Annotated in this window: 25 protein-coding genes; 12 read left to right on the top strand and 13 right to left on the bottom strand. The window is 37.1% G+C overall.

Annotated elements, in window-relative coordinates; genetic code table 11:
- Nucleotides 1–25 precede the first annotated feature (25 nt).
- From yihA to tig, 8 genes are all read right to left on the bottom strand, one after another.
- A complete protein-coding gene (gene yihA, locus AC5WOC_RS08860; protein ID WP_496055053.1) occupies nucleotides 26–625 on the bottom strand; it encodes a ribosome biogenesis GTP-binding protein YihA/YsxC in 600 nt (199 codons plus the stop codon).
- A complete protein-coding gene (gene lon, locus AC5WOC_RS08855; protein ID WP_496055052.1) occupies nucleotides 606–2,948 on the bottom strand; it encodes an endopeptidase La in 2,343 nt (780 codons plus the stop codon). Before lon ends, yihA begins: the two co-directional genes overlap by 20 nt.
- Before the next feature lie 45 nt (nucleotides 2,949–2,993).
- Nucleotides 2,994–4,709: an ATP-dependent protease LonB gene (lonB, locus tag AC5WOC_RS08850; RefSeq protein WP_496055051.1), complete on the bottom strand. Its 1,716-nt coding sequence runs from the start codon at nucleotides 4,707–4,709 to the stop codon at nucleotides 2,994–2,996.
- Nucleotides 4,710–4,794: 85 nt separating this feature from the next.
- Nucleotides 4,795–5,931 (bottom strand): lipid II:glycine glycyltransferase FemX, encoded by a 1,137-nt coding sequence (locus AC5WOC_RS08845; RefSeq protein WP_496055050.1) that lies wholly within the window; start codon nucleotides 5,929–5,931, stop codon nucleotides 4,795–4,797.
- A 432-nt stretch (nucleotides 5,932–6,363) separates the two neighbouring features.
- A complete protein-coding gene (locus AC5WOC_RS08840) occupies nucleotides 6,364–6,546 on the bottom strand; it encodes a chorismate mutase (protein WP_496055049.1) in 183 nt (60 codons plus the stop codon).
- Nucleotides 6,547–6,750: 204 nt separating this feature from the next.
- Entirely contained in the window at nucleotides 6,751–8,016 is a 1,266-nt protein-coding gene (gene clpX, locus AC5WOC_RS08835) for an ATP-dependent protease ATP-binding subunit ClpX (protein WP_496055048.1), read from the bottom strand.
- A gap of 22 nt (nucleotides 8,017–8,038) precedes the next feature.
- Nucleotides 8,039–8,620, bottom strand: a complete 582-nt coding sequence (gene clpP / locus AC5WOC_RS08830) for an ATP-dependent Clp endopeptidase proteolytic subunit ClpP (protein WP_496055047.1) — start codon at nucleotides 8,618–8,620, stop codon at nucleotides 8,039–8,041.
- A 90-nt stretch (nucleotides 8,621–8,710) separates the two neighbouring features.
- Entirely contained in the window at nucleotides 8,711–10,003 is a 1,293-nt protein-coding gene (gene tig / locus AC5WOC_RS08825; protein ID WP_496055046.1) for a trigger factor, read from the bottom strand.
- Between the two features lie 460 nt (nucleotides 10,004–10,463).
- On the opposite strand from tig, the gene AC5WOC_RS08820 reads away from it, so the two are divergent.
- From AC5WOC_RS08820 to AC5WOC_RS08780, 9 genes are all read left to right on the top strand, one after another.
- Nucleotides 10,464–10,601, top strand: a complete 138-nt coding sequence (locus AC5WOC_RS08820) for a hypothetical protein (protein ID WP_496055045.1) — start codon at nucleotides 10,464–10,466, stop codon at nucleotides 10,599–10,601.
- A gap of 33 nt (nucleotides 10,602–10,634) precedes the next feature.
- A complete protein-coding gene (locus AC5WOC_RS08815) occupies nucleotides 10,635–12,203 on the top strand; it encodes a spore germination protein (protein ID WP_496055044.1) in 1,569 nt (522 codons plus the stop codon).
- 21 nt (nucleotides 12,204–12,224) lie between these two features.
- Nucleotides 12,225–13,325, top strand: coding sequence for a GerAB/ArcD/ProY family transporter (locus AC5WOC_RS08810; RefSeq protein WP_496055043.1), 1,101 nt, complete (start codon nucleotides 12,225–12,227; stop codon nucleotides 13,323–13,325).
- Complete coding sequence (locus tag AC5WOC_RS08805; protein ID WP_496055042.1) at nucleotides 13,309–14,484, top strand: Ger(x)C family spore germination protein; 1,176 nt, start codon at nucleotides 13,309–13,311, stop codon at nucleotides 14,482–14,484. Before AC5WOC_RS08810 ends, AC5WOC_RS08805 begins: the two co-directional genes overlap by 17 nt.
- A gap of 48 nt (nucleotides 14,485–14,532) precedes the next feature.
- Entirely contained in the window at nucleotides 14,533–15,702 is a 1,170-nt protein-coding gene (locus tag AC5WOC_RS08800; protein ID WP_496055041.1) for a Ger(x)C family spore germination protein, read from the top strand.
- 40 nt (nucleotides 15,703–15,742) lie between these two features.
- On the top strand, nucleotides 15,743–16,918 hold the full coding sequence (locus AC5WOC_RS08795) for a Ger(x)C family spore germination protein (protein WP_496055040.1): 1,176 nt from the start codon (nucleotides 15,743–15,745) through the stop codon (nucleotides 16,916–16,918).
- Nucleotides 16,919–17,038: 120 nt separating this feature from the next.
- Entirely contained in the window at nucleotides 17,039–17,257 is a 219-nt protein-coding gene (locus AC5WOC_RS08790; protein ID WP_496055039.1) for a hypothetical protein, read from the top strand.
- A 4-nt stretch (nucleotides 17,258–17,261) separates the two neighbouring features.
- A complete protein-coding gene (locus tag AC5WOC_RS08785) occupies nucleotides 17,262–17,648 on the top strand; it encodes a hypothetical protein (RefSeq protein WP_496055038.1) in 387 nt (128 codons plus the stop codon).
- Between the two features lie 7 nt (nucleotides 17,649–17,655).
- Entirely contained in the window at nucleotides 17,656–17,916 is a 261-nt protein-coding gene (locus AC5WOC_RS08780) for a hypothetical protein (RefSeq protein WP_496055037.1), read from the top strand.
- A gap of 10 nt (nucleotides 17,917–17,926) precedes the next feature.
- Here AC5WOC_RS08780 and AC5WOC_RS08775 read toward each other — a convergent pair whose 3' ends face one another.
- The 4 genes from AC5WOC_RS08775 to AC5WOC_RS08760 form a co-directional block, all read right to left on the bottom strand.
- Nucleotides 17,927–18,157 carry a hypothetical protein gene (locus tag AC5WOC_RS08775; protein ID WP_496055036.1) on the bottom strand — a complete coding sequence of 77 codons (231 nt, stop codon included), beginning with the start codon at nucleotides 18,155–18,157 and terminating at the stop codon, nucleotides 17,927–17,929.
- 36 nt (nucleotides 18,158–18,193) lie between these two features.
- Entirely contained in the window at nucleotides 18,194–18,436 is a 243-nt protein-coding gene (locus tag AC5WOC_RS08770; protein WP_496055035.1) for a hypothetical protein, read from the bottom strand.
- A 28-nt stretch (nucleotides 18,437–18,464) separates the two neighbouring features.
- Nucleotides 18,465–18,914, bottom strand: a complete 450-nt coding sequence (locus tag AC5WOC_RS08765; RefSeq protein WP_496055034.1) for an Hsp20/alpha crystallin family protein — start codon at nucleotides 18,912–18,914, stop codon at nucleotides 18,465–18,467.
- Between the two features lie 75 nt (nucleotides 18,915–18,989).
- On the bottom strand, nucleotides 18,990–19,232 hold the full coding sequence (locus AC5WOC_RS08760) for a hypothetical protein (protein WP_496055033.1): 243 nt from the start codon (nucleotides 19,230–19,232) through the stop codon (nucleotides 18,990–18,992).
- A gap of 218 nt (nucleotides 19,233–19,450) precedes the next feature.
- On the opposite strand from AC5WOC_RS08760, the gene AC5WOC_RS08755 reads away from it, so the two are divergent.
- Nucleotides 19,451–20,050 (top strand): hypothetical protein, encoded by a 600-nt coding sequence (locus tag AC5WOC_RS08755; protein WP_496055032.1) that lies wholly within the window; start codon nucleotides 19,451–19,453, stop codon nucleotides 20,048–20,050.
- 70 nt (nucleotides 20,051–20,120) lie between these two features.
- On the opposite strand, the gene AC5WOC_RS08750 is transcribed toward AC5WOC_RS08755, so the two are convergent.
- Nucleotides 20,121–21,116, bottom strand: a complete 996-nt coding sequence (locus tag AC5WOC_RS08750; RefSeq protein WP_496055031.1) for a cation efflux transmembrane domain-containing protein — start codon at nucleotides 21,114–21,116, stop codon at nucleotides 20,121–20,123.
- 73 nt (nucleotides 21,117–21,189) lie between these two features.
- Here AC5WOC_RS08750 and AC5WOC_RS08745 point away from each other — a divergent pair, with 73 nt between their 5' ends.
- Together AC5WOC_RS08745 and AC5WOC_RS08740 are read left to right on the top strand one after the other, a co-directional pair.
- Nucleotides 21,190–21,348 carry a hypothetical protein gene (locus AC5WOC_RS08745; RefSeq protein WP_496055030.1) on the top strand — a complete coding sequence of 53 codons (159 nt, stop codon included), beginning with the start codon at nucleotides 21,190–21,192 and terminating at the stop codon, nucleotides 21,346–21,348.
- Between the two features lie 67 nt (nucleotides 21,349–21,415).
- Complete coding sequence (locus AC5WOC_RS08740) at nucleotides 21,416–22,075, top strand: glutathione S-transferase family protein (RefSeq protein WP_496055029.1); 660 nt, start codon at nucleotides 21,416–21,418, stop codon at nucleotides 22,073–22,075.
- Nucleotides 22,076–22,351 lie beyond the last annotated feature (276 nt).

The raw sequence follows: 22,351 nt of genomic DNA, 5'->3' as shown, positions 1-22,351 counted from the left end.
AGCCTTCTCCTACAAATATTTAATGTTATTCTTTAAAAGACTCAACTATTCGCTTTTCAATTTCAGCTAATAGTTCATCTCTGCCCATTCGGGTCTCGGATGAAAATAGGATTAAAGCATCTGACGAATCCATTTGCAATACTTCTTTTACCTGTTTTAAATGTTTATGCCATTTGCTTCTTGGCAATTTGTCTGCTTTTGTCGCAGCTACAATAACTGGTATTCCATAATGCTTCAAAAACTGGTACATATTTTGATCATCTTTGGAAGGCGGATGTCGAAGATCGACAATCTGAACTACACTGACCAATTTATCCCGGTTCGTGAAGTATGCTTCCATCATCTTTCCCCAAGATTCTCTCATCTTTTTTGATACTTTTGCAAATCCATAACCAGGAACATCAGCAAACACCATTAGTTCATTGACAAGAAAAAAATTGATAGTTTGTGTCTTTCCAGGTCTAGAGCTTATCCGTGCAATATTTTTACGATTTACTAGACAATTGATCAATGATGATTTTCCAACATTGGAACGGCCAGAGAGTGCGATCTCCGGCCGATTTTCCGTTGGATATTGATCTGGTAATACGGCACTCGTTAAAAATTCAACTTGTGTGATTTTCATCTATTTCCCTCGTCAGTGCAATCTTTAGTACTTCGTCTAAGTGTGAAACAGGGGTGAATGTCAGTTCATCTTTTACACTTGCTGGTATATCGACAAGATCTTTCTGATTCTCTTGTGGGAAAATAATATGTTCAATTCCTGCGCGATGGGCAGCAAGTGACTTTTCTTTCAGTCCACCGATGGGCAGCACTCTACCTCGCAGTGTAATCTCCCCTGTCATTGCAACTTTACTAGATACTGGCGTATTGGTCAAAGCAGATACAAGCGCAGTTGCCATTGTAATCCCGGCAGATGGGCCGTCTTTGGGGATAGCACCTTCTGGAATATGAATATGAATATCATTTTGTTCATGGAAATTTTCAGGTATGTTCAATTCATGGGCACGTGATCGAATGTAACTAAACGCAGCTTGAGCTGATTCTTTCATAACATCTCCAAGCTGACCAGTAAGCGTCAGTTTCCCTTTTCCGGGTAGTAGTGTTACTTCGATAGCAAGTGTTTCTCCACCAACTTCTGTCCATGCCAATCCAGTAGCCATTCCTACTTGATCTCTTGTTTCTTTTCTGCCAAAACGAAATTTCTTCGGTCCTAATAAATCTTCTAACTTATCTTCTGTAACAACGATTTGTTCTGTCTTTCCAGCAACAATTTCTTTTGCAGCTTTTCTGCAGATAGAACCGATCACACGTTCTAAACTACGAACGCCTGCTTCACGAGTATAGTAGCGGATTATCCCTAAAATTGCATCGTCTGCAATAGATAACATTTCGTCTGTTAGACCATGTTCCTCCAATTGCTTTGAGATCAAATAAGTTTTTGCAATTTGTTCCTTCTCTAATTCTGTGTAACCAGAAAGATTGATCACTTCCATACGATCAAGCAATGGTCGCGGAATACTATACATGGTGTTAGCAGTTGTAATAAACATAACTTTAGATAAATCATAAGGTATTTCAATGTAGTGATCACTATAGGTCGAATTTTGGTTTGGATCTAATACTTCCAAGAGTGCAGAAGCTGGATCGCCGCGAAAATCGCTGGACATCTTATCAATTTCGTCCAGTAAAAAAACAGGATTAGCTGAACCAGCTGTTTTCATGCCTTGAATAATTCTTCCTGGCAAAGAACCAATATACGTTCGACGATGACCGCGAATTTCTGCTTCATCATGAACTCCGCCAAGAGAAATACGAACAAACTTACGATCGAGCGACCTCGCAATTGATTTTGCTAAAGATGTTTTCCCAACTCCTGGTGGGCCAACTAAACAAAGAATAGGTCCTTTTAATTTTTTAACCATTTGCTGAACTGCCAAATATTCTAGAATCCGTTCTTTTGGCTTTTCCAATCCAAAGTGATCCTCATCTAAAATCTTTTCAGCAGCTATAATATCTAGTTGATCTTCCGTTTCATAATTCCAAGGCAAATCGAGTAACCAATCGATGTAATTTCGAATTACTCCACCTTCAGCAGAGGTAGCTGGTGTCTTTTCTAAACGATCGATTTCTTTCTCTACTTTTGCTTTAACTGTATCATCTGCTTCAAGTTTTAAAAGTTTTTCTCGAAGTTCTCCGACTTCTCCAGCTCGACCTTCCTTGTCCCCTAATTCTTTTTGAATTGCTTTCATTTGCTCACGCAAATAGTACTCTTTTTGTGCCTGCTCCATCTGTTTTTTTACTTGTGCATGTATTTTTCGTTCTAATTGCAATATTTCTTTTTCATTATGAAGCAAACTCAACAACTTCTCCAAACGTTCTTTTACGGTTGGCAATTCCAAAATAGCTTGCTTATCTGTTAATTTTAATGGAAGATGCGATGCGATAGTATCTGCTAATCTGCCAGGTTCTTCGATATCTTCTACGGTTTGATAGGTGTCCGCAGAAAGCTTTTTAGAATAACGTAAATACTGGTCAAAGTGATCAAGTACAGAACGCATCAAAGCTTCCATATCTTGATCTACTGCTACTTCATCATGCAGCTCTGACACGCTGGCTTCATGATAAGATTCATTTTCGGTTAGGGAGAGAATATTTGCTCTTTGCAGCCCCTCTACTAACACTCGTACTGTACCATTAGGCAATTTTAGCATTTGTCTTACTTTTGCAATTGTCCCGACAGCAAATAAATCTTTTTGAGCTGGCTCTTCTATCTGAGCATCCTGTTGTGTTGCCAACAAGATGTGGTTCTCCTCAACCATTGCTTGGTCCAGCGCTTTTATCGACTTCTCTCTACCTACATCCAGGTGGAGAACCATACTGGGAAAAACCAAAAGTCCACGTAATGGAAGAAGTGGATAAGTTTTTTCTTGTTCATGTTGAGCCATGTCTGCACCTCCATGCTGTCAGCTATAGTCTTGAAAAATTTTATCTTATTCGTTTTTGTTTGTCCAATCATAAGAAGATTCCATAGAAGGAATCACTCCATCAGTTGCCCAATTATTCGTAAGTGTTGCGGTTTCAGCTATTTTTTTCGATTTTGGTTCGAAAGCCAATTCAATTACTTGTTCCAAACGTTTTACAGGAATAACGTTTATATCTTCCAGATCATGAAAAAGTGATTGCATATTATCGTAAGGAATAAACACACGTTTTGCTCCAGCTTGGCGTGCCGCATCTACTTTCGCAATCACTCCGCCTACTGGCTTTACGTTTCCATGTATACTGAGCTCTCCAGTCATCGCTAATTCATTGTCGATAGGAATTCCTCTTACAGCAGAATAAATAGCTGTAGCAATTGTTATCCCCGCAGACGGCCCATCTAAAGGAATACCACCTGGAAAATTAACATGTAAATGATATGCTTCTGGATTGATATCTGTTTTTCGTAAAACAGTTATCACATTTTCAATGGAACCTCTTGCCATACTCTTTCTTCGCAAGGTCCTTCGATTGCTGCCTAACTCCTCTTCGTCTACTACACCTGTTATTTGCAGAGAACCAGTTCCATTTGTCGCTTTTGTTGCCGTGACCTCTACTTCCAAAATCATTCCTGTATGATGACCGAATACCCCAAGCCCAGTGGCAAGTCCTATTTGAGCTGATGCTGGCATACGTAACTCCGGTCGCGGGCTCAATTGACTTACATGAACTACCCACTCCAAATCAGAAGTCTCCACTCTTTTTCTGCCATCTGTCATCGCTAAACCGACTGCTGTTTGCACCATATTCACTGCATCTCTTCCGCTGCCGGCATAACGCTCCAGTACACGGATTGCTTCTGGATCATATGCAAAAGAAATTCGTTTTAATGCTTGTTCAGCAACTTTACGAATTTCACTTGCTAGGAGTGGACGAAAATAAATTTCCATACATCGTGAACGAATAGCAGCAGGAATTTCATCAGGTGTTCTTGTTGTTGCTCCAATTAATCGAAAATCTGCTGGCAAACCATTTTGAAAAATATCATGAATATGGTGAGGTGTATTTTTATCTTCCCTGCTATAATAAGCGCTTTCCAAAAAAACTTTTCGATCCTCTAATACTTTTAAAAGCTTATTCATTTGGATCGAATGCAGTTCGCCAATTTCATCAATAAACAAAATTCCACCATGTGCTTTTGTTACTGCTCCTGGTTTTGGTTGCGGAATTCCCGCCATTCCCATGGCACCAGCACCTTGATAAATGGGGTCATGCACAGAACCAATAAGAGGATCTGCAATCCCTCTTTCATCGAAACGAGCAGTCGTAGCGTCTAGTTCAATAAACTTTGATTCGTTGTTAAACGGAGAGTGAGCGCTTTTTTTTGCTTCTTCTAATATGACACGCGCAGCAGCTGTTTTTCCCACACCAGGCGGTCCATAAATTAAAACATGTTGCGGATTCGGTCCGCATAATGCAGCTTTTAATGCCCGCAATCCTTCTTCTTGACCGACGATATCTCTTAGACCGACTGGTCTTGTTTTTTCAGCGAGCGGTTCCGTTAATGAGATATTACGCATTTTCGTGAGTTTTTCTACTTCTTTTTTGGACTCTTTATCAACAGCACTTTTATTACTCTGTTGTGTTTTTAATAGATTGAAAAAATATAAGCCAATTACAATTGAGAAAAAAACTTGCAAAACCATCACTATGGTAGTCCAATTCATAATAGGACATCCTTTCCCCTAAACTCCATCTACTTCTCTTAGTATCACCGAAATGAGAAAGAATATATCCTTTAGAAAGAAACAACTACCGTTTTTTCATATACATATCAAATGCCCAGTGCAACATTGGGATAACCGGATAATCCCACTCTCCAATTAATTCACATACATCGCCCGCGAAACCAACTTTAAACTTAAGGAGTTCAAAATAATGATTTTTTTCATCCAAAGAAATACTGACCCCGCGAAAATCAATTACTTGATCTCCATTTGCATGTGCATCTTGGATTATCTTCCAACGGAGCAAATAACTCGCAGCATGATCGGTTTTACGTAACTGAGCACTATAAAGATCCCATACTTGTCCATCAACCCGAGTCGTTAAAGAAGCACTAACTAGCTCGTTATTTTGTCTTGCATAATAAATCTTAACCCGAGAAGGATCTTCTTTGGATAGTTTTTCAATCATTTTTTGAAAGTAAACAATATCTCTAGACTCTTTCTGATCATGCCTAGCCTCTTGTGACAGAAGAGCATGAAATTCGTGAATATCCTGCAAACTTCCGACGCTTACCTCCACCCCTTCCCATTCGGCTTGATTTATTTTCTTTTGCCAGATGGGGTGAAAGGATGCAAATATTTGATCCAAACCTCTATTCGACATATCCAAACGATAAATATAACTAGGTTGAACTGAATCAAAACTATCTTCTGCTATCTTCTGTCTCCAACCCATCTCGTTTAATTCTTGTTGAATGAATTCAACCTCACGATAGACATGATTAGGTGGTATATCTGTAATATTTTTGTTTTTTAGTCCATGTGTTTGAAATTGAAGCATTCCATTGGTAATACCTTCACTTGACCATTTTCTTTTTATGAGAGGCGGATCGATCTTCACGCTGAAAACATTTCGATTCTTCAAGTGGTGAAACAAAACGTAAAACCAATCTTTTAGACTGTACTCAGTAGAAAACCAATCAATTAGTGGTCCTCGTGGTATGTATGCAAGATATTTGTTTAAACCTGGTACTTTTCGATATAGAACATTCGTACCGCCTACCATTGCTCCATCTTTATTGATCCATCCCAAAAATTCATTTGACCATTTCCATTCTGACTTCAAATCAGACCATGAAGGATACTGAAAAAAATTACGCAAAGGGTGATTTTCTACGAAATTCAAATAATTTTTTCGGTCGACCACCACTAATTTTAACAACGAATTTCACGCCTTTCTTTGATGCAATTGTTTCTATGTTTTAGATACCAATAAAAAGCAGTTCAACCGATATTAGGTAGAACTGCTATTTGTACTTGTCTGTAAATAGCTATTTCATTTTAGCACATCATACACAAATTTGACACAAAAAAAGAAATACTTCCTATATAAAAGCAATCAAATTTAGACTTTACAAACGAATATTCTTAGAAATTTTGAAAAAAATCCGTAAAAAATAAATATATTCCTGTTTCTTAAAACTACTTAATATTCCTAGTTATATCATTAAAATTGTAAATTTTATCCATGTTAAATTTCATTATCATTTTGAGTATTCATTTTAAATTCTTCCCATTCATGTTGGATAAAGCAATCAATCTTTTGCTCGCTCTCATCCCACGATTGAAATCGTGGGTTTTCTTACTAGCAATGCTATAATATTTTCACTTTTGAGATAACTTCTTCTACACGTGCAGGTGCAGAAATCTCATGTTTATTATTTTTATACTTTGTTATTTTCAACACAAACTGACTTCGAGCCGCAATACATTTTACTATCTGTTCATCGATTTCATCAATCGATTTTCTAATCTCAACTAAACTTTCTTTGCTCATCTGCACTCACCTCTCTATTAAAGCACTATTTTACTGTTAACAACACGGAAAGTCAAAAACCTTTACGCTTTATATTCTCCTTCCCATGCTGAAGAAATGAATTAGTAGAATGTTCATTAAAGTATATAAACTATTGAAGTGATAGACACTGAGTATAGAAAAAGGCAATTTTGAACCCCAATTCGAGTTCAAAATTGCCTTATCTTACGCCGATTCTTCTTTTTTCTTATTAACAACTCTACCTTCGCGTGTTGTCAATTTCGGAGCTTCTTTATTTACTACCGCATCTTTGGTTATGGAACACTTCGTCACATCATCTCGGGAAGGCAGGTCGAACATCACATCGAGCATTATAGACTCAATAATCGCACGTAATCCCCTGGCTCCCGTTTTTCGTTTGATCGCTTCCGCAGCAATCGCAGCTAATGCTTCCTCTTCAAAGTGTAACTCCACGCTATCCATCTCAAGCAACTTACTGTACTGTTTGACGAGAGCATTTTTTGGTTCGGTTAATATTTGGATTAATGCCTGCTCATCTAGTGGCTCTAGTGTAGATACAACTGGCAAACGACCAACAAACTCTGGAATTAAACCAAATTTGAGTAGATCCTCTGGTAAAACCAGTTTGAGGTACTCCCCTGGTTTCATCGTGACAGTTTGCATATCAGAACCGAAACCAATCACCTTTTTACCGATACGCCGTTTGATCAATGTTTCCAAGCCATCAAACGCTCCACCACATATAAACAAAATATTACTCGTATCAATTTGAATAAACTCTTGATGTGGATGTTTTCTTCCGCCTTGAGGAGGGACGCTTGCAACAGTACCTTCCAAAATTTTGAGCAGTGCCTGCTGTACACCTTCACCAGATACATCTCGAGTAATGGAAGGATTTTCTGATTTTCTTGCTACTTTGTCGATCTCATCGATATAAATAATTCCACGTTCTGCTTTTTCTACATCAAAATCTGCTGCTTGAATCAATTTTAGTAAGATGTTTTCAACATCTTCCCCGACATAACCTGCTTCTGTTAAAGAAGTAGCATCTGCAATTGCAAATGGTACATTTAAAATTCTTGCCATTGTTTGAGCCAACAAGGTTTTCCCGCTTCCTGTTGGACCAAGCAGCAAGATATTACTCTTGGATAATTCCACATCATCTGTTTTCGGTGTTGAATTTACACGTTTGTAATGGTTATAAACGGCTACGGAAAGCGACTTTTTAGCAAGATCTTGACCGATTACATACTGATCTAATATGTCTCGAATCTCTTGGGGTTTAGGTAAATTTTTCAGATCTAATTCTTCTTCACTACCCAATTCTTCTTCCACAATTTCGTTACATAGTTCGATACACTCATCACAGATGTAAACTCCAGGACCTGCAACTAGTTTACGTACTTGATCTTGGGATTTTCCACAGAAAGAGCACTTTAATTGACCTTTTTCTTCATTAAATTTGAACAAGATCGGTTCACCCCTTTCAATGTTAGATACGTACTAGCACATCATCTACTAGTCCATATTCTTTTGCTTCTTCCGCACTCATAAAATTATCTCGATCGGTATCTCTAGCTACTTTTTCTAGAGATTGCCCTGTCCGTTCCGCAAGAATTCGATTTAATTGATCTTTGGTACGGAGGATCCAATCAGCGTGAATTTTTATATCTGATGCCTGTCCTCTTGCACCACCAAGTGGTTGATGTATCATAATTTCACTATTCGGTAATGCAAAGCGTTTTCCTTTTTCACCAGCCGCAAGTAAAAATGCTCCCATGCTGGCTGCAAGACCGATACACATGGTAGAAACATTTGGACCAATGAATTGCATGGTATCGAAAATCGCCATGCCTGCTGTTACACTACCACCTGGTGAGTTTATGTACATGTGAATATCTTTTTCTGGATCTTCTGCTGCTAAAAACAAAAGCTGCGCTACTACTACATTAGCAATATTGTCATCAATAGGACTACCGATAAAAATAATCCTATCTTTCAACAGTCGTGAGTAAATATCATAAGCTCTTTCGCCACGGTTGGACTGCTCTACCACCATCGGAACCAAAGGCACAGGTAAACACCTCATTTTTCAAAAATGCGATAATGCTACAGAACAAGGCACGTGAGGACGTGCCTTGAAAAGAACAATCTCCTTATTCCATTATGCCGTATTTTTGCGGTTCAATACAAGTAGATCGATAGTTTTCTTCCGTTTTAGAGAATCACGTAATGATTCAATATTTCCTTGTTTGTTAATAATATCTCTTACCTCTTCTACTTCACGATTCATTTCTTTTGCTGTTTGCTCGATTTCTTCGTTAATTTCTTCTTCTGTCACTTCTACATTTTCTGCATGTGAAATTGCTTCAATCACAAGATCAGCACGAACTTTTTTACTTGCATCTTCTTTCATCTGTGCTTTAATATCACTTTCTGATTGACCAGTGAGTTGGGTATACAATTCAATACTCAACCCTTGATAACTTAAGTTTTGAACAAAATGCCCATACATATGTTCCACTTCATGATCGATCATCGCTGCTGGAATATCAACTTCTGCATTAGATGCAGCGATTTCAACTACTTGATTACGGATATAGTCTTCTTCTTCTTTTTTCAATCGCTCTTCTAGTTTATGCTCAATATCTTTTTTTAGATCTGCTAGTGTTTCCTCTTCACTCACATCTTGTGCGAAATCATCATCCAATTCCGGAAGAGACAAACGTTTAATCTCATGCAATTTTACACGGAAAGTAGCAGGTTTTCCTGCAAGGTCTGTTGCACGATAATCTTCTGGGAAGGTTACATCAATATCTTTTTCTTCTCCTAATTCCAATCCGACCAATTGCTCTTCAAAACCAGGAATAAATGTATTTGAGCCTATTTCAAGTGTGTAGTTATCTCCTTTTCCACCTTCAAACGCAACACCGTCAACAAAGCCTTCAAAGTCCATCACAATTGTGTCTCCATTTTCTACTGAACCGGATTCTACTGGTTCTAATGCACCTTGTTGTTTTTGCATCTTGAGCAATTCTTCGTTTATTTTTTCTTCTGTTACTGAAAAATCTTTTTCTTCTATTTCTAAATCTTTGTATTCACCGAGCGTTACTTCCGGTTTCACTGTTACCGTAGCAGTAAAAATAAGGGACTTCCCTTTTTCAAGTTGTTCTACATCCACTTCAGGACGATCAACTGGTTCGATCCCTGTTTCTTTAATCGCATCTTCATATGCTTGTGGAAGCAAAATATCTAATGCATCTTGGTAAAGGGACTCCACTCCAAAACGTTTTTCAAAAATTGCACGCGGAATTTTTCCTTTACGAAAACCAGGTACATTTACTTTTTTTACTACCTTTTTAAATGCTTGATCTAGAGCTTGAGATACCTTTTCTTCTGGTGCTTCTACCGTTAAAACCACTTGGTTATTATCACTCTTTACAAAACTAGCTGTCATCGAAAGAACCTCCTACAAGTCCATAAAATCTTTGCCGTATCAGCACTTACAACCATTCCATTATAAACACGTTGTAGGCTTTGCGCAATAAATTAACCCCAATGGGTATTTTTTAGCATTATGTATATGGCCAGATAAACTTTATTTTACAACAAATATAGGTAAGTGAGAAGATGGAACAATTTTCTGCCTCCTATTTTTTAGTTTATACGATAAAAAATAACATGAACTTACCTTCAAACACGTTTGTGTTCTCTACAAACTATGTTGCAATCCCGCTTAAGTTTCCTCCCGATACCCCTTTTAAAGAAAAGCATGTTATTTGGACGGAATATTATAAAGCGTTTTCCCCAGTCTTCTTAAAATTTTTTATCCTTTTTACATAAAGCATTGATTCATAGCACAAGATAAGAAATATTATTCTAAATATCTTCCAACAAAGGAAAAAGGTGCGAAAAATATGTTCGAAAGTTTTTTTTCAAATCTACTCAAGTGGAATATCTGGGTTGGTGCTTTGGTAACTTTTGTCGTTCCAGTAGGAATTCAAAAGCTATATGATTTTTTGAATGCAAGTTTAGACGACTCTACTTCAGAATAGATGTTTCCGGATTGAAGCGAAAGGAGGATTACAATGAAAGACTCGAAAAAAAGTTCTACAAATAAAGATAAAAACACTGAAAAAAACGAAGATAAATCACAACAAGCGAAATATCAGCATGTAACTGATGATATCCATACAAATGTAGAACAAATAAAACAAAGCATTGGCCATAACACGGATGTAATCTTTCGTTCCTTTCAACTCGGCACGACGAAATTACAAGCAGCTATTGTGTATGTAGATGGTTTAGTAGATAAAAACTTGATCCAAGATCAAATTTTAAAATCCATGATTTATGACTTATCTAACATTTACTCAGAAGAACAGCTTTCTGAGCCCGATCATGTAAAAGATTGGATAAACAACAATGTTATCTCTGTAAGCGAGGTAAAAGAAGAAAACTGCTTAGATAACGTGATTGCTTCGATCTTAACAGGTTTTACTGCTTTATTAATAAATAACATCAATACGATTTTTCTTTTAGGGACAACTTCGTTTAAATCACGTCCCATCGAAGAGCCCATTACCGAGGCCTTAGTAAGGGGACCAAGAGAGGGATTCACCGAGATCTTATCAGACAACCGATCACTGCTTCGACGAGGACTGCCGGACCCTGCTCTCACCATGCTGGAATATGAAATGGGACAACGATCGAAAAAAAAACTGTTACTTGTCTATATGGAAGGAATCACTAATCCTGATTTACTCACTATCGCCAAAAAGAGATTAGAAAAATTCGATCTCGATATCGCCTTAGAATCTGGCTATATTGAGCAATTCATCCAAGATGATCATTTTTCCCTTTTTCCACAAGTTCAGAGTACAGAACGTCCAGACCGAGTTATCGCAGCACTTACAGAAGGCAGAGTAGCAATTTTATTAGATGGAACTCCATTTGCATTGATTATTCCTGTTACTTTTTCCATGATGTTACAATCTCCAGAAGATTATTATGAACGTTGGATTTCTGGTTCCCTTATCCGTATCCTTCGTTATTTAGCTGCATTTGTTACTGTATTTCTCCCATCTATTTATGTTTCCTTTATCTCTTTTCACCAAGGACTCATTCCTACAAAACTAGCAATCTCCATCGCTGCCACACGTGAAGGTGTGCCTTTCCCTTCCCTTATTGAAGCATTACTGATGGAGACAGCTATTGAAGTATTAAGAGAAGCAGGATTACGACTGCCGCGGCCTGTTGGTCAAACCGTAGGGCTTGTAGGTGGATTAGTAGTTGGAGAAGCAGCAGTGAAAGCTGGCATTGTCAGTCCTATTATGGTCATCATCGTTGCGATAACTGCTATCTCCTCTTTTGCCATTCCTCAATATGGAGCTGGTATTGCACTACGGATGCTGCGTTTTGGGGCGATGTTTTGCGCTGGTATCTGGGGTCTTTATGGGGTTATTCTCTTTTTCCTTTTGCTCGCCATTCATATGTGCAAATTAAAGAGCTTTGGAGTCCCTTACATTTCCCCTGCGGCTCCTTACCATTTAAATGATTGGAAAGATTTTATTTTTCGATTTCCATTGCTTACGATGAAAAAACGGCCTCAAATGATGCACACCCTAGATAACAAACGGCAAAAAGACAATAGTTGAATAGATGGGGGGGTAATATCCATGATGAATCAAAAAGATCGAATAACCACTACTCAATTGGCTATCTATGTATCTACTCATATGACAGCTCTGGGAATCCTCACCTTACCTAGAGCAGTAACTGCGTCAGCGCAAACTCCTGATGGCTGGCTTTCTATCCTCCTTTCCGGACTGGTTATCAATCTATTTGCTATTGTACTAGTAAAACTTTGCCAACGATTTCCTCAAGAAACATTCTATCAGTACAGTCCTAAAATCATTGGGAAATGGTTCGGCATTTTGCTGAGTTTCACCTTAATAGCTTATTTTATTTTGCTAGGTTCATTCGAAATCCGAGGAATGGCTGAAGTAACACATTTGTACTTATTACCCCGCACCCCATTCATGGCAACAATTATACCTTTTATTTGTCTAGGCGTTTATTTAACTGTAGGTGGTATCAATCCCCTCGTTCGTTTATTTGAAGTATTGTTTACTCCTTCTATTCTCATTTTTATCATCGTTATTCTATTAAGTTTAAAGACATTTGAACTTAATAACATCCGACCGGTTTTGGGACAAGGGATATTACCTGTACTCAAAGGAATGCAACCTACAGCTCTAGCTTTGACAGGGCCAGAGACGATGCTGGTTGTCATTTCTTTTATGAAAGAACCACAGAAAGGTATCAAAGCAGCTACTATTGGGATTGCTACTCCTTTGTTCTTTTATATTATGACAACCATTTTTACCTTGGGTTCATTAGGTGTTGCAGGAGTTCAAACCAAAACATGGCCTGTCTTAAGTTTATTTCGCCAGTTTGAATATACCGGAATCATATTTGAACGGTTTGAAACGTTTATGCTGGCAATTTGGATTTTACAAATTTTCACTACCTTTGTGACCTGTCTATATGTATCTGCTCTTGGATTCTCTCAAATATTTAAAAAAGAGTTAAAACCATGCATCTTTGGTTTAGCGCCATTTATGTTTGTAATCTCACTTTCCCCTAAAAACGTCAATGATTTTTTTCATCTTGGTGATTTTCTTGGTTATGTAGGGGTAGCTTTTATCATCCTTGTTCCTAGTATCTTGATCATTATTGCGATGTTAAGAGGAAAAAAACATGTTCCAGCTTCTTAAAATATTCCTTGTTTGTTGTTCTGTCTTTATAATCTCAGGATGTTGGGACAGTAAAGATATTGAAGAGTTATCTATGGAGGTTGGCGCCGCACTTGACAAAACTAGTAACCCTAAATCATACCAGGAACAAGGATACCATAAACAAAATATGATCAAAATGACGCTGCAAAATATTTCTCCGAAATCCAGCCCGCAATCAGACACAGGGGCTCAGCAACAAAAATATGAAAACTTAACAGGCTCAGGAGATTCCATACTGGAAATCTTTCGTGAATTTTCATTAAAAAAAGACGCTCCTCCCTATGGGCAGCATTTAAAAGTACTTGTCATCGGAGAGAAACTTATCAAAGAAAAAAATTTACAAATCTTACTCAGCCTTTTTGATCGTACATTTGAAGTGAGAGACAGCTGCATTTTGCTGATCGCCAAAGGCTCCGCTGCTAATACATTAAAACTAGCCACAGATGTCCCTGCTTTCACTTTAATTGGTATCGAAAAGAACCGTTATCGATCAGCGAAGATGTTACCAGAGATGAGACTTGGAAAAGTAACAAGTGAAATGGCGAATCATGCCAATTTTATTATACAAAGTACCATCACTCAGAAAAAGAAAGTCAAATTTAGTGGCGGAGCCATTATCAAAGGGAACACCAATAGGTTAATAGGCTTCCTCAATGAAGATGAGATTGAAGGATTAAATTTCGTCACAGGTAATTTAAAAGGCGGAATCATAACCGGAAAAGATCCAAAAACACATGGACTAATCTCCTATGAAGTTTCATCCGTTAAAAGTAAAATTATCCCTCATCTAGACGGAAAAAATATCTCCTTTGATGTGAATATAGAATCGGAAGGCCGCTTAAATGAAGATCATGTTCATGAAGGAAATGCCTTTTCCAATAAATTCATAAAACGAGCAGAAGTGGCTGTTAAAAAGGAAATAGAGGATGTTGTTCAGCAATCTTTAGACAAGCTACAAAAAACATATCAAATTGATGTGGCTGGTTTTAATGAGCAAATACGCATTCACTATCCAGAAGAATGGATGCACCTAGAGAAAGATTGGGACAAACGGTTTAGTCAAGTACCTATTAAGTCACATGTCTCCATCACGATTCGAGATTATATGGTAAAAGGAAAAAAAGAAGTATCGGACTAAACGTATGGAAATAGATGGCGAATTATTGGAAGTTGAAAGGAGAAAAGCATGTACCGATTTCATAACTTGATCATCATTATCTGTTTCTGTTTATTTTTAAGTGGATGCTGGGATAGCCATGATATTGAGCAATTGAATATTCACGTCGGCACAGCACTCGATAAAGCCTCTCCATCAACTTCCAATGGAAAACATTCAAAAAATGCGATCAAATTGACAACCCAGTCTGTTTTTAATAAACAATCTTCCAGCGAATCGGATCAAATTAGCCAACAACCACAAAAATATATAAATATATCTGGTGTTGGGAACTCGATAATTGAAATTATTCAATCATTTTCCCAAGAAAATGAACATCCTTCCTACGGGCAGCATTTAAAAGTTATCGTAATCGGCGAAGCACTTGCGAAAACCATGAATCTGGAAGAAATCCTTGATCAGCATACCCGAACATACGAAATAAGAGACAGTTGTATATTACTGGTCGCCGAAGGATCAGCAGCCGATGCATTAAATATCCATACAGATATTCCTGCTTTTACTCTTATTGACATTGATCAGCATCAATACAAAACAGCTAAATTGCTACCACCGCTTACGATCGGAAAAGCAATCAGCATCATGTCAGCTCGTAAAGACTTTATTATTCAAGGCGTCCAAACCAAAAAGGGGAAAATCAACTTTAACAGGGCAGCTATTATGAAAGGCGGTACAAATCGACTAGTTGGATTCTTAAATGAAGAAGAAATTGAAGGGCTTAACTGGTTGATGGGTAAGGCAAAAGGAGGAATTGTAAAAGGAAGGGACCCAAAAACGGGTGGACTGATTATGTACGAGATTTCTTCGGTTAAAAATAAAATTACTCCCCACCTAAATGGGAACCATATTTCCTTTGATGTAAACATTGAGTCTATTGGTCGTTTAAATGAAGATTGGGTGTTAGCAGGTAATGCTTTTAGCAATAAATTTATCAAACGAGCAGAAATTGCTACCGAAAAAGAAGTACATAGACAAATACACCAAACTTTAACCAAATTACAAAAATATCAAATCGATGTGGCTGGTTTTAATGAGCAACTCCGTATTCATTATCCAAAAGAATGGAAACGAATGAAAAAAGATTGGGACAAACATTTTACCCATGTTCCGATCACTTATCATATTAACATTACGATACGTGATTTTATGGTAAAAGGAAGTAAAGAAATCTCAAAATAGCATTTAACACTAACAGCAAAGCTTCAAGGAGGTGAAACAGATGTTCCGATTCTATAAAATTGCTCTTGTCTTTTGCATCTTCCTTATTTCAACCGGATGCTGGGACAGTCATGATATTGAACAAGTCAATTTTATCGTTGGATCGGCATTTGATAAAGCGCCTTCCAGAACTTCTGATGAAAAACACCGTCAGAAAAACCGTGTTAAATTAACTATCCAAACGATCTCCCACCGTCCAAGCGGCTCGCAATCTGATCAAGGAAATAAACAGCAAAAACTATACCAAAATGTATCCGGTACTGGTGACTCCAAATTAGAAATCATTCGTCAACTCGCATTGATGACCGAGTACCCGGGAGTCGGAGCACATTTAAAAGTATCCGTCATAAGTGAAAGTTTGTTACGAGAAATGAATTTAGAACTATTACTCAGTTTCCATGCTCGTACTTATGAAGTGAGAGATAGTTGTATTATGTTAGTATCTCAAGGTTCAGCAGCGGATGCATTAAAAATAGCAGCTGATATACCTTCATTTGAATTAGTTGGTATCAGTGACAATCAGTATAAAACAAATAGATTACTCCCAACTGTTACACATGGCAAATTACAAAGCCTTTTAGAGGCAAATACAAGTTTTGCGGTTCAAAGCGTACGAACTCAAAACAAAGAGATCAAATTTAATGGTGGAGCTCTCATAAAGGGAGACACAAAAAAACTAGTTGGACTTCTAAATGAAGAAGAGGTAGAAGGTTTAAACTGGATTACAGGCAAAATAAAAGGTGGATTTGTAAAAGGGAGAGATCCAAAAACAAATGGACTTATCACCTATGATATATCATCCGTAAAAAGCAAAATTATTCCCCATGTAAAAGGTGATCATGCTTCATTTGATGTAAACATTGAGTCTGTAGGTCGATTAAATGAAGATTGGGTACTTGCAGGTAATGCTTTTTCCAATAAATTCATCAAACGGGCAGAAATTGCTGCCACAGAAGAAATAAAAAGACAAATCAAACAAACACTGACCAAACTACAAAAAACATACCAAATTGATGTAGCTGGATTTGGCGAACAACTGCGTATTCATTATCCAAAAGAATGGAAGCAAATGGAGAAAGATTGGGATAAGCGATTTAGCAAAGTACCTATTAAGTATCATGTAAAAGTCACGATACGTGATTACATGGTAAAAGGCAGAAAAGAAGTGTCAAAATAAACGAGATATATCCTCAATAACTAATCCGATTCATTTGAAACCATGGAATAAGACAGACATAAAATTCATACAGTGTGTAGTATCGAACAATTGGATGAAGCTATCAGAAGGAGGGCTAATTTGAATAATATTTCTTTACAAAAATTAGATGTTGGTGAGATAGCGAATTCTTCTGGTGTTTTTTCAGGCGAAAATACAATGAATTATTGGGAACATCATTCAAAGTGCAATGAAGGATTTGGCACTATCTTAGGAGATGGCAATCAATTATCTCATTCAGTCACTATTTTAGGGGATTCAGATACTTTTGACTTTTTAAATACGAAAAAAAAGGAATAATCATATGTTATTTGGATGGTGGCGAGATCGCAAAAATGTCCACGAAGAACTCAAAACGTTGTCAGAGCAGATTAAAAAATTAGAAAAAACAGTAGAAATTAGTATCACAAACAATCCTCCTATTCATATTGAACATCTTACTGTCGACAATCCAAAACTTGAAAACTTAATTTTTCGTATGGATTCACTTGATATTGAAGAACTAAGTGGAACTTTAAATGTAGGAAATAATTTCGGAGTAAAAGATAATAAAAATAAGGATTACCGAGCAGTCCAAACAAAAAAAACAAATACAAAATCCACTCCTCAAAATGATAAAGCAAACATAAACACCTTTGCAAAAACAAAATCTGGTTTCCGATTGAACATGGACAGAAAAAATGAGTGGTGAAAAAGTAATGAGCAATATAACAAACAATTTTATTATTGGCAACATCCGCATAGGAAGCGTGGAAGGAGCATCATGTATAAATTTAGGAAATAATACCCCTAGTCACTTCGAAAGCCATAAAAAACATAATCAAGGGTTTGGAACAGTCGGTGGCGACAGCAATAAAATCGAAGGAGCTCGTACCATGCTCCATGACCCTGATACATTGGATTCACCAAATTTGCATGGTGAAATTCCGGAATGGGTGGAAAAATTGGTGAATAAATAAGCAACTTTACTTAGCTAATATACGTATCAATAAGATCATTATCAAATCCAATATTACTATTTTTACAAACCAAATTGTAATTTCCACCTATTCGAAAGAAAGTACTTGTTTTGTATTTGGAAGACCATTTTGACGCATTGGTTTCCCCTACAAAAATCCCCGACGTATTATCCATAACACTTACGGCAATACCCCCTATATTAACCATCATTTTGTTTGCATTTTTTTGTTGTTCCACCATACTTTCTCCCTTTTTCCACATGACATCCTTTGAAATTTAACCCAAGAGGACTCCCTGTCTATTGGATGGGCTGTTCCATGGTGTATCCAAACCATCGTTATCAAATTGTATAGAAGAATTTCCAACCAAAAGATTGCAATTTCCGTCAACAATTGCAACACCTGGCATTTTCTTTTGATTCACACTCCATCCGGAAGCAGTTGTATTCCCCAAAAAAATGGATGATTGTGTATTTGCATTGGTAATATTTACAAACCCCACGTTATTTAGTACAGGCATTTTTCACCATCCCCCAATGGAACCTAGGTCAAAGATACTTAATTGTTATTTCTCGGAAGTTCTTTTTTTCATTTTTTGGAACTCTTATCTCCATGATTCCATTTTTGACATACGCTTGGCTTCCTGTTAAGTTTCCATTCATCGGTAAAAAAATTTTTTCTATTTCATTTTCTAAACCTGTAATCATTAATATATTTGTATCTAAAAACACACTGATATCTCTAGCATTTACGTTCTCAGGAATAGGTTTTTTCACAATCATATAATCATGCGTTTCAAAAACTTCTTGTCTAGAAGAACCGTTATTAAACTGATGGATAGACGGATTCGCTTGGAACATATCATTCATCGAATGGTTAATAAACTCCTCCACTTTCGAAAAATCCATTTCAAATGTAGAATTCGGATTGGATGACGATTGTTGAAATGACCTTATAAATTCATTTAAATTAAATGGTCCAAAATTTTTATCTTGCATTTCATCCAACTCCTTGTGATATTTGTCTATGCTATATTATTCTTCTGCGTATATTGCGTTCATAAATACAAATTATTACCCTAATCCAAAACCATTTCTTACTACAGGTATTGTCCATGGTATATCTGCTCCATCAATATCTGATTGTATGCTGAAATTAGCAGATACTAAATTTCCATTGCCCTCTAGGTCCACCAATCCTGGCATTTTTTTTTCATTAATGGTCCAGCCAGAAGCTGCTGCTTCTCCTAAAAACACAGAGGATAATGTTTGGCTATTTTGAATATGGACGAATCCTATTTTATTATGTACTAGCATTCCCTCATCTCCTCTGAAGTTGTATCCTGCTGTCTTGATATGTGATATCTGACTATATATATTCCACAGACAGTGAAGTGTGCACTCCAACAATCTTCTTAGCTATAAAACCGCAAGTAAAAGGGCATTCCTAATTAATTTCGTAACAAAAAATGAATAATTACAACTATATTCAAATACAATGAAATGTTGTTACCATGTACCTAAGGGGGATTTGAATGACAAGAAAGTTTTTTGTTGTATGGAATGTGTTTGTAATATTTGCTTTTCTGTTTTCCTTTAGCTTTGGCATAATGAAAACGGAAGCGATGGCTAACCCAACCACTCATGTAAGTAAAAATTTGAAAATCGATACTGTTGATGGAGTAACATATTCGCCCCAGTTACACAAAAAAGTTGTTGCTTTTATTATGTATCGCAATGCTGTAAACGGACATCATGTTCTTGGCTTTTCAACAGTTGAAAAATATAAAGCATATCTGCATAAAAACATTACTCCACAATCCGCTAATGCATCTGGAACAGACTATTTTTATGAAAATGCATCTTTCGACAGCCGCGGATTAGGATCGTATATAACATTGTCTGTCGGCAGCGCATACTATTATGTAGGAAATAGTTGGAATGATCGAATATCTGCTCTAGACATTTACCCATATTCCCATGTGACACTCTATCAAGACTGGCATTATGAAGGTTACTATCTAACTTTAGTCAATAATGGCGGAGGCTATTGGTTCCAGAATTTGACAAGTTATAACATGCCAAATGGCACCAATTGGAACGACCAAGTATCTTCTATCACCACTGGGAATTAATATTATTTGAATAATCAGATTCCCCATCTGCGTTACCGCAGATGGGGAATTTTTGCTTCTCTCTATTTTTTTAAGCCGTTTTTTCTGTCACTTTTTCCGTACGGAAAAACCAAATGAGCCCAAATAGTACCAATAGAGGCATATCAGCCATCTCTTTGCCCATTGCTTTTGTCAGACGTTCTACTTCGGCACACTGGAGCCTCAAAAGACTTGGTTTCATAATGGAGTAACCAAACTTCATCATGATGAGGCCGATGGCAATACTTGCGGAGGGATCCATAAACCAGTGTGTTTGCCCCAACGAAGCTACAGTAAAGGTAGCTACAACATTAAAAATTGATCCTACCAAATCTCCCTTAACATGTGCATACACACTCTGAAGCCCCCCCTTTGCTTCAGAACAATGCAGCATCACTCCACATGCAGCGAAAATAACAAGTCCGATCAATGCAACAAGAATCGTATATCCATCTGCATCCACTTCTCGGTAATGGAAGAAATGATATGTCGCCTGGACAAGTACATAGATTCCTGCAGCAAACATCACCAAACCATTGATGACATCAGCCCAAATAAGAAACTTATTGTTCTGAATCATCTGATCATAGATACGCTGATTATTCCGCAAAAGGAACTTTGCTACTGGCTTCCTACCCAATCGGTACAACCTGCTAGTTTTCTTTACTCGGACATCTTCATCTGACAAGGCCGTCTCACCACGATCATGCATAACCCAATAGATCACTGCCACGATGCAGTTTGCGATTAGTACCACTAGATTTCCAACCGAATCGGTAATCAAATGAATCGCGTCAGAAATCAGGCTGTTTGAATCGTGTTCGCCTCCAATATACATCTCCAAAATGGAACCAAACAAGACAAGTAGAATAACCCACTTCATCATCTTGATTTTTGCAAGTGTTTCTTGGATATCGAATGAATCCTTCGACTGATGATGCTGGTGAGACACTGCTACCTCCATGGCTTTGATCAACTGTAAGAAAAGCTTATTTTCATCATAACTTATTTCATCAATTTCGTAAATAGTAATGATAACGTTTTTCAATCATGAAAACTCATTTTCATGATTACCTGTCTAAAAGCATATTTTTTTCAGTAGAGAGGTGGTATCATTGCAGATGAAACAAATCAGCAAAATGATCAGTAACTTATCAAGTGAATTATTATCCAGTTGGAAATGGGCTAGCAGAGAATTTTATTCCTATTATCATAGTTATCCTTATGTTTGTCCCCTCATTGTTTTGAGTCATTATTACCAAAAATATAAACAAATATAAACCTTTACAGTTTAAATAAAAAGTGATATGGATTATTTAGAAATGTTGATCTCCTCAAGGAGGAAGCATGAATCAACCCTTTACTTTTATACGCAGCCGTCGTAACAAGATCTTTTATTTGGAAGCGGTTATTGAAAAAGGCGTTGATGAACGCAGACACTTAATTGATTTTGGAAAGTTCCAAGATCAGCAAAAGATGGGTGCATATGAGCTAATCACAACTACTGACTTTATCGTGATCGTCAACAGCAATACCTTTATGGTTTTGCCAAAAAACGCAAAAAAACCAAAAAAATACTGGTTTGGTGTTAGTGATGATCCCACGACCACAAGATGTAGTCTAAAACGTTCCTATACTCACTACTATCAATGGCTTCATATCAGCGAAGGACAACTGCATCCATATGAAACCCTTGAATCTTTGGATCTAAAACTAACCAATGGAGAGATGTTTTTCATAAGTCCCCTGCAAAAAACAAAAAAAGAAGGGGATATCAACATTCACATCCTTGCAGATTACATGGTATTCCTATGTGGTGGAGGACTTCGTATCCTGATTCTTCCCATTTCAAATAACATCCAAAATGTATTTGAAGTAGATACCAAATCTGCATTTAATAGTGGTTTGTACAAAAATACCAAAGTCAGCAATAAGTGGATTAACTTCCCTGAAGGCAGTAAGTGGTTTATCAGCAATAAAAAGCTGACGTGTCTATTTGACATCTGAAACCATAAACGATTCAAATACGAGGACAGATCAACAGCTCCACTCCATGAGTGGAGCCCAATTTTTATCATTATTCATCACCAATAGAATGAATCAAATTTAAGAAGCCCCCACAACGATACCTCATGCGGGGACTTCTAAGCAAAAGATTAGTATTTAATAATTTATTCATTTGTAATCAAGCATTCTCAATGATAACAGAATACTTCTACGGAGTTTCTAGAGATGCTCTTTTACCTTATCAGGGCTTCCATAAACATCTAGAGACTTTCAAAT

The organism is Shimazuella sp. NTD247, assembly GCF_059510415.1.
Note: the sequence above shows the minus strand (reverse complement) of the source record. Positions and strands in the feature narration are given on the sequence as shown.

Excerpts from the sequence above, each read along its gene's own strand:
- yihA (WP_496055053.1), bottom strand. The coding sequence starts at position 625 with ATGAAAATCACACAAGTTGAATTTTTAACGAGTGCCGTATTACCAGAT.
- lon (WP_496055052.1), bottom strand. The coding sequence starts at position 2,948 with ATGGCTCAACATGAACAAGAAAAAACTTATCCACTTCTTCCATTACGT.
- lonB (WP_496055051.1), bottom strand. The coding sequence starts at position 4,709 with ATGAATTGGACTACCATAGTGATGGTTTTGCAAGTTTTTTTCTCAATT.
- AC5WOC_RS08840 (WP_496055049.1), bottom strand. The coding sequence starts at position 6,546 with ATGAGCAAAGAAAGTTTAGTTGAGATTAGAAAATCGATTGATGAAATC.
- tig (WP_496055046.1), bottom strand. The coding sequence starts at position 10,003 with ATGACAGCTAGTTTTGTAAAGAGTGATAATAACCAAGTGGTTTTAACG.
- AC5WOC_RS08820 (WP_496055045.1), top strand. The coding sequence starts at position 10,464 with ATGTTCGAAAGTTTTTTTTCAAATCTACTCAAGTGGAATATCTGGGTT.
- AC5WOC_RS08815 (WP_496055044.1), top strand. The coding sequence starts at position 10,635 with ATGAAAGACTCGAAAAAAAGTTCTACAAATAAAGATAAAAACACTGAA.
- AC5WOC_RS08810 (WP_496055043.1), top strand. The coding sequence starts at position 12,225 with ATGATGAATCAAAAAGATCGAATAACCACTACTCAATTGGCTATCTAT.
- AC5WOC_RS08805 (WP_496055042.1), top strand. The coding sequence starts at position 13,309 with ATGTTCCAGCTTCTTAAAATATTCCTTGTTTGTTGTTCTGTCTTTATA.
- AC5WOC_RS08800 (WP_496055041.1), top strand. The coding sequence starts at position 14,533 with ATGTACCGATTTCATAACTTGATCATCATTATCTGTTTCTGTTTATTT.
- AC5WOC_RS08795 (WP_496055040.1), top strand. The coding sequence starts at position 15,743 with ATGTTCCGATTCTATAAAATTGCTCTTGTCTTTTGCATCTTCCTTATT.
- AC5WOC_RS08785 (WP_496055038.1), top strand. The coding sequence starts at position 17,262 with ATGTTATTTGGATGGTGGCGAGATCGCAAAAATGTCCACGAAGAACTC.
- AC5WOC_RS08780 (WP_496055037.1), top strand. The coding sequence starts at position 17,656 with ATGAGCAATATAACAAACAATTTTATTATTGGCAACATCCGCATAGGA.
- AC5WOC_RS08775 (WP_496055036.1), bottom strand. The coding sequence starts at position 18,157 with ATGGTGGAACAACAAAAAAATGCAAACAAAATGATGGTTAATATAGGG.
- AC5WOC_RS08770 (WP_496055035.1), bottom strand. The coding sequence starts at position 18,436 with ATGCCTGTACTAAATAACGTGGGGTTTGTAAATATTACCAATGCAAAT.
- AC5WOC_RS08765 (WP_496055034.1), bottom strand. The coding sequence starts at position 18,914 with ATGCAAGATAAAAATTTTGGACCATTTAATTTAAATGAATTTATAAGG.
- AC5WOC_RS08760 (WP_496055033.1), bottom strand. The coding sequence starts at position 19,232 with ATGCTAGTACATAATAAAATAGGATTCGTCCATATTCAAAATAGCCAA.
- AC5WOC_RS08755 (WP_496055032.1), top strand. The coding sequence starts at position 19,451 with ATGACAAGAAAGTTTTTTGTTGTATGGAATGTGTTTGTAATATTTGCT.
- AC5WOC_RS08745 (WP_496055030.1), top strand. The coding sequence starts at position 21,190 with ATGAAACAAATCAGCAAAATGATCAGTAACTTATCAAGTGAATTATTA.
- AC5WOC_RS08740 (WP_496055029.1), top strand. The coding sequence starts at position 21,416 with ATGAATCAACCCTTTACTTTTATACGCAGCCGTCGTAACAAGATCTTT.